A 14,498-nucleotide genomic window follows, 5' to 3' on the forward strand; every position below is an offset into this window, starting at 1 on the left:
TTTCGACATTCAGTTAGTGTGGATAAATCAGATGCCACAGAGAATTAAATCGTTGGATTGGAGACTAATTGAATAACCAATAGCGTACTGGATTTGCCGGACATTCAAATGGACCACACTCTACAAAAGTTGATAGGAGATTCACGCCCACAGTTGCAATAGTGAGCAAACATACCCAACGACCACAGATCGTAATTTCATATGTTTTTGACTGCCATTCCTCTTTCCATAAAATTAGCAATATAGCGACTCCGAGTACGGTCGCGCTAAACAAAACAAAAGCCCAAGTATAATAATGCATGCCAAAGATAGGACTGCCATAAGCGGGAGTGTCAGGAATAACATGTAAGGCCATCTGTCGAAGTGCCGCCGCCGCACCAAATATAGCTCCCAAAAGAATGACACCGTAATGACGTTGCTCAATCCCGTGCCTTACATTTAGCATAAATCCAAACATAACCATTACAAAGCCAATACGTTGAAGTAAGCATAAAGGGCAAGGCAACTCATTAAGCAATATCTGAAGCGCCAATCCCACTATTAAGACAATATTCAGGCCCAATAAAGCAAATATATTTAAAACAATAATGTGATTACGGTTCATTGTAATTGATTCCTCACAACAGAATCGAAAGCGGGTCTGTAGCGTGGTAATTTAACCAATATAAACTGATTATTAAGGCAACTCCAAAAAGCCCATTTCCCAGTGCTTTCTTATCGAAGAATATAGCTAATATTGCAGCAAACAAAATAAAAAAAATTAGTGTCATCATGGTTTATATAACCCGAATTACAGAGTTCAAGGGTTTTAACTCTACAAGAATATAGTCATTGCCTAGTACAAACGTCCAGTGCGAAATAAAGCGATCAAAATTATAGACGCTTATCCATTCAAAGAATGAGTTTATGTTACTTCTAGTTTTTCGATAATTGATTTGTTTGGATTAAGTTAGCATCAAAAAACTTACCAACAAGTTGCAAGAATACATCCTTAACACCTAGCGTAGGATCATATGTAAGATCAAATAACTACAATGACCTATCAATATAAATACCAAGAAAACGGAAAGATGGCATGCTAGCTGACCTTGTTAGGCCAATTCATAACACCATCGCAATGCATCTTTTACACTACCAAATCTTTTTATATCCCACTTTACATCAAACGACTCTGCGGTTAACTGATAGTAGAAGATCAGGGCATCTGTAATTGGATGATTGGAGGTAATAACAAGTATTGGATCAGGGAACTCTAAAGAGATATTTCTATCACTTTCGACCGTAATCCTTACTTGTTCTAATGTGACTTTTGAGAGGTCTGCTGAATCAAAGTTAAAAACAACAAACAAACAAGAATACAAGCGCTCGTCTTCGTAAAGCTTTTGATTCGCCTCATCTATATCTTCTATCGAAGTCTCACCTACAAACTCGACTAAAACTCCGTTTTTAATCCAACCTATCTTATATGACACGTAATAGTTGTCCTGAGTTTGACTAACGCCCACATTAATGACATTGCTTTAACTTTGTCCAACAATCGGATGTAGCTTGCTACTTGCGCAGCTTATGCGTGCTAGGATTTTTCAAAAATTGAATTTAATTCTGGTAAGCGCTCTCTTTTACACTCTTTGTTCCAATACTGTTTAACTTTATTAAAAGTACCTTAATCAGATCAATAAACACTTTAACGTTATCGGTAAAGCTTAGAAATTGGTTTCAATCAGGGATTTAAAGTGTTCAACGATATCTGTGGATCCTCCCTCTTCTACCTTTTGCATAAATAAGATTTACATTTGTTTCAGCTAGATAGCGTAATTCAAACTTCTCTAACATTGATGACACATCATTTGTATGGAGAAAGTTGTATATAACTATCCTTGGGAATACTCTTAGACATGGCCCTGAAAATATGAATATGGCTTTCTCTTCCATATTCTTATGCATAACAAAAAATCTTACATAATTCCGTATAAACTGCAGACAATATTGCATCGCTACGAATTATAAAAAATAATTTTTATTTTAATAAATCAGACACTAAAACATTATCCCCTCTCCAATAATCAAGATATTCTTTGCGAGAAAGAGTGATTAGGATTGACAAGGGGCCGTTTAAACTCAATACCAAACTTTTAAGCAATTTTTTAAACAATATAAGAAGGAGGTCTGGGAAAAACGCATCTTATCTCACAGGTTTCGTGAGGAGTTGTAAATCCGATTCTTTGTAATTTCATTACAAATGTTAATTAATACACGTTTTTGAGCGCATAATTCGGATGTTTTATTGTTGGCCAAGTCGATTGTTTTGAGGCTTCAACAGAGCAACATAACCTCAACTCTCTCAGAGCCGGTGATTAATCAAAAAGCTTATTCAAAATCAGCTTCACGTCCTGAATCATTTGCTAACCATTTTTAAGCAAGTAATGGTAAGTTTTTCGCTTGCAAGAACTTCCGTTATTTTGACTCGTTTTATGGGGTTCTCGTTTTCCAATAACGATAAATAATCCATATCCAATTGAACGCCTAAGCTCGCACTGCTGCGTTTTGTAATAAACCTTTGGTCCGCTGTTGATTTAGTGTGAACCTATCCAGTCAGATGCATGCACTGACTTTTCTACCCTCTCCACCAATGTTTGCCGTATAAACTTGGCGCATTTCCAGCACTAATGAATCCAGATTGTCTTCCCGCTGTTATCTACACCCAGCGCAACGCCAGCGTACTTTTGCATTTCTGCGGTACTATTTAAGCAACCGCGATTTCACGTAAGTTGTGCCTACCTCACAGGATTAGGCTTTCTACTAAGAGGCATTCTCTCATCAAAGCAAAGAGCACTGCTCGAGCATAAGCTCACCCGAATACTCCCTCACCTCATCGACACATTTATACTACTGTCAGGTTTAATCATGATGGTAACGTGGGCATTGTGGCCGAGCGAACAGCCTTGGCTAGTCGCGAAGATCATTGCGTTATTGTTGTATATCGGATTTGGCTTGATGATACTGCATTGGGGTAACACAACCCGCAACCGCCTTGTCGGCCTGCTCGCAGGGCTAAGCTGTTATGTATTTATTATTGGAGCAGCGCATAGCAAATCTGCTTGGTCGGTTTTTAGTTTCATATAGAGGAAGAACTAAACGCAGCGAGCTTTATATAAAGGCGACTCGGATCGCTTGCGTGCTCGACGGGATTTAAGCTACGTTCGGATCCGTCATTCGCGCCCCCATTCCTTTCCACCCATTTCTACTAATCGAGACGCGGCTCGTCGAAAAGAAAAGGCGAGATCATTGGCGGACGAAAATTGTGCCAGTGACACTCCAATTAGACCCGTCGCCGACCACTCCATATGTTCCCCATCTTTGGTGCGAATCATGGTCGTCGCAAAGGAACTCGAGTTTCCCCCCTTCTCACTGACAAACAATTCTTCATCCCCATCACTGCTTTCGACTTGCGCTTCAAAATCGACAAATAATTCGTCGAGTGGGACTTGTGCCGCTAGCACCAAGCGGGTGCGAGATTCATAACACGCATCAATGAGGGTCACGAAGCGTCGCGCTTCGTTGAGATGGTTGGCATCCAATTGGGGGACGTTGTCCATGATGAGGACCGGAAATCGGTCGCAGAGAGAAAGATAATCGGCCGCACCGAGCGGTTGATAGCACAACTCGGAAAAGTCAAACCAGGCGCACCGGTCATTCAATCGGGCGACCTGGACGGTGCGACCGAAGCGAACTTTAATGATCTCAGACTCAGCTCCGGATGCAGTGCCACCAAATATTTCTTCCAACTGCGCCTGCATGTCGTTATTACTACTATTATCGCCCTGAACATCCTTGTTTGACCAAAAATAGGATTGACCATCCGCTCGATTTTCGAGTCGATAATCCTTGGTGGAGCCCTCCATCGAAATAATGTCGAACGTATGTTTCAACATATCTATGAATGGCAAAAAGAGGGACCGGTTAATGCCTCCCTCATATAAGGCATCAGGGGAGCGATTCGAGGTGGCCACGACTACGACATTGCAATCCAATAATAATAAAAACAGTCTTTTCAAAATCATGGCATCGGCAACGTCTGTCACCTGAAATTCATCGAAACACAGGAGTTGGGCTTCTTGTGCTAATTGCTGCGCAATGATGGGAATCGCATCACCTCGTGGGTGCTTCTGTTTGTAGACAAAGATTCGATGATGGACGTCTAGCATGAATTCATGAAAGTGGACGCGGCGTTTGGTAATTTTTGCGTGTTTGAATCTGTCATTATTGCAGCGCGAATCATCAAAAACATTAACCAACGCGTAAAAGAGATCCATTAGAAAACTCTTGCCGACCCCGACCGGTCCATGAATGTAAATCCCCCGAGGTGGTAGACCAAAGGACCATAAATGAAACTTCTTTCGAAGAAAAGACTGGGCGGATGCCATAGATCGTGCCAGTAACAGTGGTCTGCTGCTTGAACGGCTGCTCTCTATCTGCTCGTCGGTAAGCAAGGGTACTGGCGGGAGCGAGGCAAGAGACTCATGCAAGTCATCTAATTTTGCTGCTAGAGCGACTTGCGCGTCATCTCGTCGCACCTCCCCCGCGTCCACCATGAGTTCATAAGCCGCAGACACAGGGCCTATCGAAAAGCACCGCTGAGCGACGCGATGTTTTTCTATCATCGTCTTCATCATCATATTCTTAGTTATGGAGTCAGTGAGTTTATAAACTCGACGATAAAGTACTCTGTATGGGTATCAAATGGATTTGTATTAGAGGCTCAAATTTCGCAGTTCAACTTGTACAAAACTAGTACAGCGGAGGTTATGGCTGGTGGAAACACGTGCTTCTCAAGATTGGATAAATTCGCGAATTCGTCGACTCGCAGCTGACTCAAATAAACGTATGTTCTCTGTATTCAGCAGCCTCAAGGTTTGGGTAATTTTAACTTCGGTGTCCGAGGTGACATGCTCTAACCTTACCAACGTATGCTTGTAATCGAGCAGAAAAGTATTCAGCGTTTCAATAGATGAGAATTTTTGCTCTTTGCACTTACTAAATAAAGCACGTCTGCAGTAGGTGAGCCATTCGTATTGATAGCTTCCTGTTAAGCGCTCGGGGTATAGAGACAGCTCCTTCAAATCCCGCTCAAGATCAACCATTGGATCTTGATCATGCAGCAGCACACGCAAATTTAGTAGTTCGACAAGAGAGATAGAGTTAAAGTCGAACACCTTGTCGATCAGAGGCAATATCTCTGTGTCCTTTATCTCACTCATGCTTTCTGTTTACGCACCCAGTAGACATGTTTAATCAATGCACGATCTGCTTGCAGTGCTTCTAGCGAACTCAGTTGTTTTGCTAGCGTCATCTCGTCATACAGTGTATGAATAGCCTTATGACAAGCTCGGCATATGAAAATTCCGCTTTGTAATTGTTCCTTCAAGAAATGTTTACGATAGTGTTTTCTGCGATGTACTTTCTTCGGAATAAGGTGATGAAAAGTCAGTGGAACGACACGATCGCAGAGCATACAACCACCAGATCTATCTGAATTTTTCATCGATAAAATGCCCCTAAATTCGTTTTGCGATAGACACAGCCACTGCTGAACCCCGCGCTACCATAGCGAGCCAAATTTGACATAGGCGACTCGCCGGTTCGCGCACTCTCGCGCCCGCATCATCTCGATGAGCCATCTCATCTTCTCGGCATTGTGACAGCATTGTAATTAAGTGCGTCCAATTCGGGAAATCCTCAAAGCGATTAATTTGTGACTGATAGTGTGCTTCTACGAAGGTCTCCACTGTCTCGATAGTACGAAACACCCAATCTCTCCCAAGCAATGCTGGGAGGAAACCGGTCAGGAATCCGGCAATCACCCAAAGAGGCAGCACCAAGCTTCCTCGATACAAATGGATAAGCTCCTCAAATAAACATAGATGATGGTATTCAGTGCGAAGGTGTTCTCGAGCAAAGGCGCGAACATACGGATCGCAACTTGCGCTCAATATGCCGATGTAAATAAATACGGCCCCCATCTCACCAGCATGGCTGCTACGCAATTCCATTTTTAGTTCGTTTGGCATTGTCTGTGAGTAACTTACTTCGTTTTGCATATCGCCTCGCTCACTTATCCTCAAGAACGTGCGCGCTAAGGTGTCTTTCTAAAACAATTCTGGCGCATGCAATGATTACGGTTCAGGGCAAGACAAAGTTCACTCACAGGTCATAAGAATGGGCAACATCTCCTGTAAGTGGAGTGATTTATGAGTAATAGTGTCGGACTGACATGGTCTCGTTTTATTGGCAATGCGACAAATGCTCATTACAAAAAAACCGCTATTGGTCTCCCAATAGCGGTTTCTTGCAATAAAAATTCTGACTTATCTTTTAGCTAACTGAGGCTTAGAAAGTTACACCAAACTGCAAGCCTGCACCGACTGTATTTGCATCTGTACTGCCTAAGGCAGCAAGTTCTAGCGTAACGCCCGCTGCACGCAAGCCAAAGCCAGCTGTTAGAAGCACATCTTCACTTTCAGCAATGTTATATCGAGCGCCTGCGCGAAGTTGAAAAATCTCTGCCAAATCATATTCTGCGCCAACACCCAAGTATTGCGTATCACCCTCACCGAATACTTCTTCTGTTTTGGTTAACTCAAGATCAGCGGCTAACTCGTAAGATGCTCCTTGGTAAGAAATACCAGCCAAGACTTTTGGTTTTAGCTCAATATCGATTCCCTCCGGTGCAAAACCCGGACCCAAGTTAGTGTTGTCTCGACCCGGTTTGGTGGTGATCTCCATTGGCACAACGTTGATCACTGAGAGGCCAACCAATAATTGCTCGTCATCATCTAAGAAACTCGCCACGCCTAGATCAAGGTTGAATTTCGATTCACTCACTTTGGTATCTTCAAGATCGTCAGATTCAAACTCATCAACGCTCGTTACAAAGTCATAAGCACGTAGATCGACCATTTTAGGTGACACGCCTAGCGCATAGTCGTGACCAAAAAACGTAAAGTTATGCGACATCGACAAACCAACTTGCGAGTATGCTGAACCAACGGCGCGCACGGTTGACTGTAACTGATCCGCGTCATTCGCTGTGTCATACAGAGCGTTAACATCATCGATGTCTGTAATCACGGTGTTACGCGCTAGGTCTTCTAGTTGATCAAGCGTGGTTTGATCGTTGTAATTGATTTTTGCTGCAATACGAGCAGAACCAGAGACAAACAAACCTGCGCCGAAACGCTGGCTAGGTATCAACGCTGACACACCCATGCCGAGATCGACACGCGCTTGTTCTTGATCAATTTTTTGAAGCTCGTTGTTCAGTGCACGCGTTCTATTCGCTAATTCTGTTTGAGCAGCGGCTAAGCCTGCACCACCGCCCGCAATATTGTTTTCAACGTCAGTAATCGCACCTTCAAATGGTTTGATGAAATCATCATCGAAGTCATCCACGACATCGCGAAGCTCAGCTTCATCACTTGCTATTGCGTTTACTGATGGAAGTAACATGCCAAATCCATCGCGTTTTTCAGGCTGTTTTACCGCCAGTAAAGCCGGATTAAAAAAGCCTGCCGCAGCAGGACGTGCAGACGCAACGCCTACACCACCCATCGCCATCGCGCGACTATCAATAAAATTTGGTGCACCTGCAAATGCTTGTGCTGCAAAGAAAAAGCTGCCTGAAACAAACAAGGCACTCTTTTTAATGTATGTCATGATTCATCCTTTCAATCGTTATTATTTCGCCTCTTCTAGGCGCGATAATTTGAGTATAGATTGAAAGAATGAAAACGCTCGGTGATTTCTTAGATTGGCAGAAACTTAACGGACGACCTTGCCTTCGGCGAGTTCTCGTAGACTGACTTGAGCAAACTTTTCCTTGATGAAACCATCTAATACTTGGCTCACATCAGCGATATTCTTCTGAGCTCCTGATTGTGGAAAAGCGCGATAAATAGGCGGAGATTTTCGAATCGCAGATAAAATATCTGCCACGCTAATCAAATCACTAGAGCGTGCTAAGACAAAACGATCGCCCTCTGAGCCCGCATCTATAATCAGCTTTTTCTTAAGCAGTGTTTCGACAACTTGGCGAATTAATAAGCCCGGAATATTTGGCGTTGTTTCAAGCTCTGCTTGTTTAATCGGTTTACCGTTTTTTTCTTGAGCCTGAGTAATTGAGACCATGACCTGCAAGGCAATTTTCTCTAATGCGATGGGTGACCCGCGCATATCAAGCGAGCGTGTAATGTAATTATCATTCTGAACATAAAACGCTATAACAGAGCCTAGTAATAAAATTAACCAACTTGCATACAACCACAACAAAGCAACGATACCGACAGCAAAGCCAGAATAAATCATGTCATAGCGCGCCGAACTCACCACAAATGCCGTAAAGGCTTTGCCCGCTATTTGCCACGCAATGCCTGCAACAATGGCACCGATTAAGGCGCTAGAAGTTTTGACCCGCGTATTCGGTACGAGCGTATAAAAGAAAGTAAAGGCTGCGATCAACACCACAACTGGCATAACAGCGGTAACAAGCGAAAAAACAAAGCCAAGCGGTTCCACAAGACGAAGCTTTGTCACAATAGCGCTATCTAAAACCCCACTTGCGAGAGAGATACCAGCCACCAGCAGAATGGGCCCTACAAAGATCATGCTCATGTAATTGCTCAAACGACGACTAACTGAGCGCGTACTTGCGACATACCAAATTTGATTAAATGCGTGTTCAACCTTTTGTACTAGGGAAACCACTGTGTACAGCAATAAGACCAGACCAACTGCACCCAGAACGCCGACTTTCACGTTGTCGACAAACTGAAGGATCGAGTTCAGAATTTCTTGGCCTTTTTCTCCCATCGGTAAGAGAAAATGCTCGATCGCAGGCATGAAGTGATTTTGTACGTTGAAATATCGCAGCAATGAAAAGCTCAGCGCTAAGAGCGGCACAACGGATAAAATACTGGTAAACACCAAGCTCATTGCGTGCAAAGAGACATTGCCTTGCATTATGTCTCGTACAATCGCAAAGCATACACGTGCTGTACGATGCCCTAATCGTTCAATTGAGCTTTTGTCCGAACTTACCGGACGCATCAACCAATCGTATATAAGTGCCTGTTTTTCAGAAATAAAAGGTAACAACTACTACGTCTCCAAAGATCTTTAAGTGAGTATAGTTGAACAAAAGACTATACTAGCCAACGCCAACCATAACTTACGTAATTGAATTATTTTTGATGTTTCGTTTTTTTGAACAGCTCGTTAAGCCCTTCCCTGTTGACACACCAACAACACCACCCAAAGGTCTTGTTGCGTTTTGCATTCACTATACACGTGGTGTCATTCCGCATCTTTTAATAATGGCATGTCTAACGGCATGCATTGCGGTAATGGAAGTCAGTCTGTTTCGTTTCTTGGGCGAGCTCGTCGACCTACTAACGGCAAGCACACCGGCTACTCTCTGGGAAGAACACTCTTCTACTCTAACGGGATATGGCGTCATTGTTCTTTTGGTTTTACCGATCACCGTTCTTCTTCACTCTAGCGTGATTCATCAAGCCTTGCTTGGCAACTATCCTATGCGCATTCGTTGGAATGCACACCGCTATTTGCTTGGACAAAGCCTTGGCTTTTTCCAAGATGAGTTTGCTGGACGAATTGCCACAAAAGTCATGCAGACAGCGTTATCCGTGCGGGAAGCTGTGATGAAGATGCTCGATGTCTTGCTCTATGTAAGCGTTTATTTTATTGGCATGGTCAGTGTGCTCGCCATGAATGACCCGACGCTAAGCATCCCTCTTTTACTTTGGTTTGCTTCATATGTTGGAGTACTTTGCCTGTTTATTCCGCAACTAAGACAAATTTCTACCTTACAGGCTGATGCTCGCTCTGCCATGACCGGCAGCATCGTTGATACCTACACTAATATTTCAACGGTTAAGCTATTCAGCCATTCAAACCGCGAGGCTGACTATGCACGCGAATCGATGGATGGTTTTCTTCAAACCGTTTACCCACAGATGCGTTTAGTCACCAAGCTAAATGTCAGCGTATGGTTCCTGAATTCACTGCTGCTGTTTTCGGTAGCGACCTTATCCATTTATCTTTGGTCCGTTGATGCGGTGAGCACAGGTGCGATTGCAGTGGCCATTGGTTTAGCCTTGCGTTTGAACGGCATGTCGCAGTGGATTATGTGGGAAGTGTCGGCATTGTTTGAGAATATCGGATCGGTGCAAGACGGCATCAATACCATCTCACAGCCCAAACTAATTCAAGATAAAAACAATGCAAACGCGCTTGCGATGGCTAAGGGCCAAATTGACTTTAATCAGGTCAGTTTTGAATACAATGCCGGTGAATCAGTGCTTAAAGATTTATCTCTGCGAATTAAAGCGGGAGAGAAAATCGGACTGGTAGGCCGTTCTGGTGCTGGGAAATCAACACTCATCAATCTTCTGCTGCGTTTTCACGATATTCAGAAAGGCGAAATTCTTGTCGATGGGCAAAACGTTAGTGCGGTTCAACAAGAAAGCCTTAGGGCGCAAATAGGTGTGGTAACACAAGATACCTCGCTCATGCATCGCTCTGTGCGCGACAACATTGCCTACGGCCAACCCGAGGCGACTCTAGAACAGGTGATTGCGGCGGCAGAGCAAGCCGAAGCGCATCAGTTCATTCAAAACCTTAGTGATATCAAAGGCCGCGCCGGTTACGAAGCCCACGTGGGCGAGCGTGGTGTAAAACTGAGTGGTGGTCAGCGTCAGCGTATTGCGATCGCACGCGTCTTATTAAAAGATGCACCGATTCTTGTCTTAGATGAGGCGACATCTGCACTCGACTCTGAAGTCGAAGCTGCGATTCAAGAAAGCCTCTATAAATTAATGGAAGGTAAAACAGTTATTGCGATCGCGCATCGTTTATCAACAATCGCCGCGATGGATCGCTTAATCGTGCTAGATGAAGGGCGTATTGTTGAAGAAGGATCGCACCTAGAGCTGATTGCCAAAAATGGCATTTATGCTCAGTTATGGCAACGTCAATCTGGCGGATTTATTGGCGATTAAGAGTCACCTTGCAGGGTCATGATGAGCGTTCTCGGTCCGCCTGAAATACGGTGCTCACCAAGATAAATACCTTGCCATGTGCCTAGAGCAAGACGCCCATTAGTGATCGGAATCGTCAGAGAAGATCCAAGCATGACCGACTTAATATGTGCTGGCATATCGTCAGCACCTTCATAGTCGTGCTCATAAACAAAACTCCACTGCCCCACGTCGGGAACAAGCTTTAAGAAGTAACGTTCCATGTCTCTGCGCACACTCGGATCTGCATTTTCATTAATGCATAAAGACGCAGAAGAATGTTTGATGAATAAGTGTGCAAGCCCGACTTCGAAGTTTGCTATCTCAGGTACTTGCTGAACAATCTCATCCGTAACGAGATAAAAGCCTCTTTTTTGCGCTTTTAGCCGAATCGTACGTTGAAGCCACATAATGCTCTCACCCAACAATCAATTTACACGAGAGACTAGTGTGCCAGAAAGAAAAAGGCACTGGCCACTAGGAAGACTCAAAACCTAGTGCCGTGCCGAGATAAAACGAGAGGAATTAAGATGACAAGCCAAGCATCTCATTTTTCAACGAATCTTGAACGGGCGAATCGCCCAACCAAATACCAAATAATGCTTGTTTAAAATCTAAACTCGGCACCTCTGAAATAACAAAGTTATTACGATGTACCTGAATGACTGACTTTGCAGGGTCTCAAGACAATAAGAAGGTATCGCTGACATCAATAGGCTCATCAAAGGCTGAGAGAAGTTGTTCAATTCTTGGCTCCATTGCAGAGATATCACCAATTGATTGCTCAAAGCCTTCACGGGTCGCTTCTTGAAGCTTGTCACTACTAATTAAGCTTGATTCAATTTCTAAACAAATTGCCATAGGAGCATTGTCTTCAACAATATTACTCGCCTGCTCAGGGCTACTAGAGAGATACAAGCTTCCTACATATAAATCTATGAACATACGAGTTCGCATGCCACTGCCTTGCAGCTGAAGGGTTTGAGCGCTGACGTTAATAGACGGTTTAGATGTGCTTGAATCTGCGTATACAACACCTGTCATCAACATAAAAAACGACAGTACTGCGCCAAATTTATTAATAGTATTCCTTACTCACTTCTATATTTATTTTTGTGCCAGCGCCATCAACTCACGCAACACCAAAGAGCGAAACCATTGGTGTTCTGCAGGCTTGTTTTGCCGTTGATGCCAAATCATCTTGTAATTAAAAGGTGGAAACTCTATTTCTTCTGGCAACAAAGCGCTCGTTAAACCTTGTTCCGCTAACGCTTGTGTGCTCATTGCAGACCCACCAAGCATCAGATAATCTGTGGTAGTTAGGCATGACATTGCCGTGTGCATATTGCTTGTTTCAAAAGCCACACGGCGCGAAAAACCATGTTTAAATAAAATAGGCTCATCCTTCACATGGTTCTCGTTGAATTCTGGCACGATGATTTTGATATAGGGGTAAGACACATATTCATCGAGTGACAAACGCTTTTTATTTGCCAAAGGGTGGCGAACATTCATCAAAACACAGAAATCAATTTCTTTAAGGACTTGTTGATAAAAATTCGCCTTATCGACCTCAACCACATTAAGTGCAAGATCAAGCTGCCCATTAGCCATATCATCAAAACTTGTTTTCCCTCAAGGCTTCATTTCAATGTTCACTTTGGGTGCTTCATCTACTATGCGCGCCAACAAGGGCGGGCATAAGCGTGCCGCGACACTATCTAACAAAGAGATCCTGAAGGTTCGATCGCAATCACTCACAACAAACTCCGGTGGTGATACAAGTCGGCCTAGTTGCTCAAGCAATTCGCTTAAAGGTGTTTGCAATTCAAGCGCCCTTTCGGTTGCGCGAATTCCCTGCGTACCACGAAAAAACAGTTCTTCGCCAAATAAGTCCGACAAACGGGTGAGCATCTTACTCATTGCAGATTGTGTAACGTGCAAGCGCTCAGCGGCGCGAGACACGCTCTCCTCTTCAAGTAAAACTTGTAAGGCAACCAACAACTTAATATCGCAACGAGCTAGATTCTCTAACTTCATAACACCCCTCGGTCATATTTATGCTTAAAACTTATAATTCATTGACACCGCTCCAGCGACTGCTGAATTGTTGTACTCGCCTGCAGGGTTCGCCAACAAGCCTGACTCATGCGCAACGCTCGGCGTTCCCAAATCGGCATACTCTAAACGGAATGCCACATCCACCTCTGGAGTTGCTCTATAGAGCGCGCCAACGGTACAGCGTTTGATTTCATCAAGCGGCATATCGGCAGAACGGTGCTGGTCATCTACAGGGCTCTCATCTAAAGAAAATCCTGTTTGTAAGGTCCAATCGGAATTCAAGGCATATTCCCAACCGACTGCATATGGATTGGCGTCTTGCCAATGACGATCTATATCTAGCTCCATACCTAAAAGCCCAGAGTAAATAGTGGTGGTTTCAAAAGAGCTGTAGAACACACGACCCACATCCCATACAAATGCTGAGTTATCACTGACTTGGTGATAACCACTCAACATGACTGTCGCCGGGTTATCCCAGTTCAAAGAGGCATAGTCGCTTGTACCGTTGAGGCTGTCACCTCCTTATAGATCTGCATTGACCTCTGAGCGATATACCAATCCAAGACGATTCGACTGATTAAGATCCCACGTTGCGCCGGCTGTCCAGCCATACGCAACATCATCAGCATCTAAGCCAAGATCTTGCCCCATTACCGTTAGCTCTTGCTCAGCCTTGATATAGTTTGCGTTAATACCTGCGCCCAATGACAAACTATCTGTTACACGATAGGCAACGGATGGCTGCACCTGAATTGTCTCCATGCTGGCAGACTTCGCGACATTCACACCAGCCCAATCATCGGCATAATCAATACTGTTTCCGTAATGCACCATCAAAGACACCCCTACTTTGAGGTCATCAGACAAACTATGTACGTAAGCTACTGATGGTATGTGAACAACCCCGCCGGCATCCCCACCGTCCTTCTTTGCGGGGCCGACCTTAGGTTGTTCTGCTTCAAAGTTATTATCAGTTTCAGCTGCGACAACACCAACAGCCACTTGATTACCTTCTAGTTGTGTCATATTCGCCGGGTTTGACCAAGAAGCCATCGCGTCTCAAGCGTGAGCCGCTTGTCCTGCTCCTGCCGTGCCAAAAACAGCTGTCCCAGGTGTCACCTGTAGACCGGCGGCATAAACATATGATGCCGCCAAAGAGAGCATTGCCAACCCAAAAAGATTCTTACTTACGAGTGTTGTTTCATTCATATTTTTCTCCACTGAAGTCTGCATTTCTTAACAACTTGAGCTCAGTGTAAGGACGCGATACCGAGAAAAATAATGACAAAAAGGACTAACAAATATTCCTTAAAAGAAAGAATATAAAAATCTAATTTCCAGAAA

General features: G+C 43.9%; 15 protein-coding genes and 2 pseudogenes. 2 read left to right on the top strand and 15 right to left on the bottom strand.

The annotated features are described in order from the left end of the window. Window positions 1-64: 64 nt before the first annotated feature. The 3 genes from A3738_RS24325 to A3738_RS24330 form a co-directional block, all read right to left on the bottom strand. Window positions 65-604 (bottom strand): disulfide bond formation protein B, encoded by a 540-nt coding sequence (locus tag A3738_RS24325; RefSeq protein WP_068478163.1) that lies wholly within the window; start codon window positions 602-604, stop codon window positions 65-67. Window positions 605-617: 13 nt separating this feature from the next. Next, complete coding sequence (locus tag A3738_RS32740; protein ID WP_369819829.1) at window positions 618-773, bottom strand: DUF5993 family protein; 156 nt, start codon at window positions 771-773, stop codon at window positions 618-620. Between the two features lie 318 nt (window positions 774-1,091). After that, window positions 1,092-1,472, bottom strand: a complete 381-nt coding sequence (locus A3738_RS24330; protein ID WP_156493128.1) for a hypothetical protein — start codon at window positions 1,470-1,472, stop codon at window positions 1,092-1,094. 1,255 nt (window positions 1,473-2,727) lie between these two features. Here A3738_RS24330 and A3738_RS24335 point away from each other — a divergent pair. Then, on the top strand, window positions 2,728-3,123 hold the full coding sequence (locus tag A3738_RS24335; RefSeq protein WP_068478159.1) for a SirB2 family protein: 396 nt from the start codon (window positions 2,728-2,730) through the stop codon (window positions 3,121-3,123). Window positions 3,124-3,209: 86 nt separating this feature from the next. On the opposite strand, the gene zapE is transcribed toward A3738_RS24335, so the two are convergent. The 6 genes from zapE to A3738_RS24365 all read right to left on the bottom strand — a co-directional run bounded on the left by zapE (window position 3,210) and on the right by A3738_RS24365 (window position 9,150). Further along, entirely contained in the window at window positions 3,210-4,670 is a 1,461-nt protein-coding gene (gene zapE, locus A3738_RS24340) for a cell division protein ZapE (RefSeq protein ID WP_197474007.1), read from the bottom strand. Between the two features lie 159 nt (window positions 4,671-4,829). Continuing rightward, the gene (locus A3738_RS24345; protein ID WP_068478155.1) at window positions 4,830-5,258 is read right to left on the bottom strand and encodes a hypothetical protein; all 429 of its coding nucleotides are present in this window, start codon (window positions 5,256-5,258) and stop codon (window positions 4,830-4,832) included. Beyond that, entirely contained in the window at window positions 5,255-5,542 is a 288-nt protein-coding gene (locus tag A3738_RS24350) for a hypothetical protein (protein ID WP_068476927.1), read from the bottom strand. Before A3738_RS24350 ends, A3738_RS24345 begins: the two co-directional genes overlap by 4 nt. A 13-nt stretch (window positions 5,543-5,555) precedes the next feature. Continuing rightward, window positions 5,556-6,098: a demethoxyubiquinone hydroxylase family protein gene (locus tag A3738_RS24355; RefSeq protein ID WP_068478150.1), complete on the bottom strand. Its 543-nt coding sequence runs from the start codon at window positions 6,096-6,098 to the stop codon at window positions 5,556-5,558. A gap of 289 nt (window positions 6,099-6,387) precedes the next feature. Next, window positions 6,388-7,713: a conjugal transfer protein TraF gene (traF, locus tag A3738_RS24360; protein WP_068478146.1), complete on the bottom strand. Its 1,326-nt coding sequence runs from the start codon at window positions 7,711-7,713 to the stop codon at window positions 6,388-6,390. Window positions 7,714-7,818: 105 nt separating this feature from the next. Next, entirely contained in the window at window positions 7,819-9,150 is a 1,332-nt protein-coding gene (locus A3738_RS24365; protein ID WP_068478145.1) for a YihY/virulence factor BrkB family protein, read from the bottom strand. A gap of 95 nt (window positions 9,151-9,245) precedes the next feature. Here A3738_RS24365 and A3738_RS24370 point away from each other — a divergent pair, with 95 nt between their 5' ends. Next, complete coding sequence (locus tag A3738_RS24370) at window positions 9,246-11,072, top strand: ABC transporter ATP-binding protein (protein ID WP_068478144.1); 1,827 nt, start codon at window positions 9,246-9,248, stop codon at window positions 11,070-11,072. Here A3738_RS24370 and A3738_RS24375 read toward each other — a convergent pair. The 6 genes and pseudogenes from A3738_RS24375 to A3738_RS30150 form a co-directional block, all read right to left on the bottom strand. Next, entirely contained in the window at window positions 11,069-11,500 is a 432-nt protein-coding gene (locus A3738_RS24375) for a secondary thiamine-phosphate synthase enzyme YjbQ (protein WP_068478143.1), read from the bottom strand. The two genes, A3738_RS24370 and A3738_RS24375, sit on opposite strands and share 4 nt — an antisense overlap. Before the next feature lie 115 nt (window positions 11,501-11,615). Further along, window positions 11,616-12,140 (bottom strand): annotated as a pseudogene (locus tag A3738_RS32155) (chalcone isomerase family protein). Between the two features lie 57 nt (window positions 12,141-12,197). Beyond that, window positions 12,198-12,704: a LysR substrate-binding domain-containing protein gene (locus tag A3738_RS24385; RefSeq protein WP_068475613.1), complete on the bottom strand. Its 507-nt coding sequence runs from the start codon at window positions 12,702-12,704 to the stop codon at window positions 12,198-12,200. A 21-nt stretch (window positions 12,705-12,725) separates the two neighbouring features. Further along, window positions 12,726-13,130, bottom strand: a complete 405-nt coding sequence (locus tag A3738_RS24390) for a LysR family transcriptional regulator (protein ID WP_068475615.1) — start codon at window positions 13,128-13,130, stop codon at window positions 12,726-12,728. Between the two features lie 24 nt (window positions 13,131-13,154). Next, window positions 13,155-14,207, bottom strand: a pseudogene (locus tag A3738_RS32745) (OmpP1/FadL family transporter). Between the two features lie 6 nt (window positions 14,208-14,213). Beyond that, entirely contained in the window at window positions 14,214-14,363 is a 150-nt protein-coding gene (locus A3738_RS30150; RefSeq protein ID WP_156502713.1) for a hypothetical protein, read from the bottom strand. Between the last annotated feature and the right edge of the window lie 135 nt (window positions 14,364-14,498).

It is taken from the genome of Oleiphilus sp. HI0066 (assembly GCF_001635725.1).

Bases quoted from the DNA above. Each gene is read 5' to 3' on its own strand.
- zapE (WP_197474007.1), bottom strand. From the start codon at position 4,670: ATGAAGACGATGATAGAAAAACATCGCGTCGCTCAGCGGTGCTTTTCG.
- A3738_RS30150 (WP_156502713.1), bottom strand. From the start codon at position 14,363: ATGAATGAAACAACACTCGTAAGTAAGAATCTTTTTGGGTTGGCAATG.
- A3738_RS24375 (WP_068478143.1), bottom strand. From the start codon at position 11,500: ATGTGGCTTCAACGTACGATTCGGCTAAAAGCGCAAAAAAGAGGCTTT.
- traF (WP_068478146.1), bottom strand. From the start codon at position 7,713: ATGACATACATTAAAAAGAGTGCCTTGTTTGTTTCAGGCAGCTTTTTC.
- A3738_RS32740 (WP_369819829.1), bottom strand. From the start codon at position 773: ATGATGACACTAATTTTTTTTATTTTGTTTGCTGCAATATTAGCTATA.
- A3738_RS24345 (WP_068478155.1), bottom strand. From the start codon at position 5,258: ATGAGTGAGATAAAGGACACAGAGATATTGCCTCTGATCGACAAGGTG.
- A3738_RS24355 (WP_068478150.1), bottom strand. From the start codon at position 6,098: ATGCAAAACGAAGTAAGTTACTCACAGACAATGCCAAACGAACTAAAA.
- A3738_RS24370 (WP_068478144.1), top strand. From the start codon at position 9,246: ATGTTTCGTTTTTTTGAACAGCTCGTTAAGCCCTTCCCTGTTGACACA.
- A3738_RS24390 (WP_068475615.1), bottom strand. From the start codon at position 13,130: ATGAAGTTAGAGAATCTAGCTCGTTGCGATATTAAGTTGTTGGTTGCC.
- A3738_RS24350 (WP_068476927.1), bottom strand. From the start codon at position 5,542: ATGAAAAATTCAGATAGATCTGGTGGTTGTATGCTCTGCGATCGTGTC.
- A3738_RS24385 (WP_068475613.1), bottom strand. From the start codon at position 12,704: ATGGCTAATGGGCAGCTTGATCTTGCACTTAATGTGGTTGAGGTCGAT.
- A3738_RS24325 (WP_068478163.1), bottom strand. From the start codon at position 604: ATGAACCGTAATCACATTATTGTTTTAAATATATTTGCTTTATTGGGC.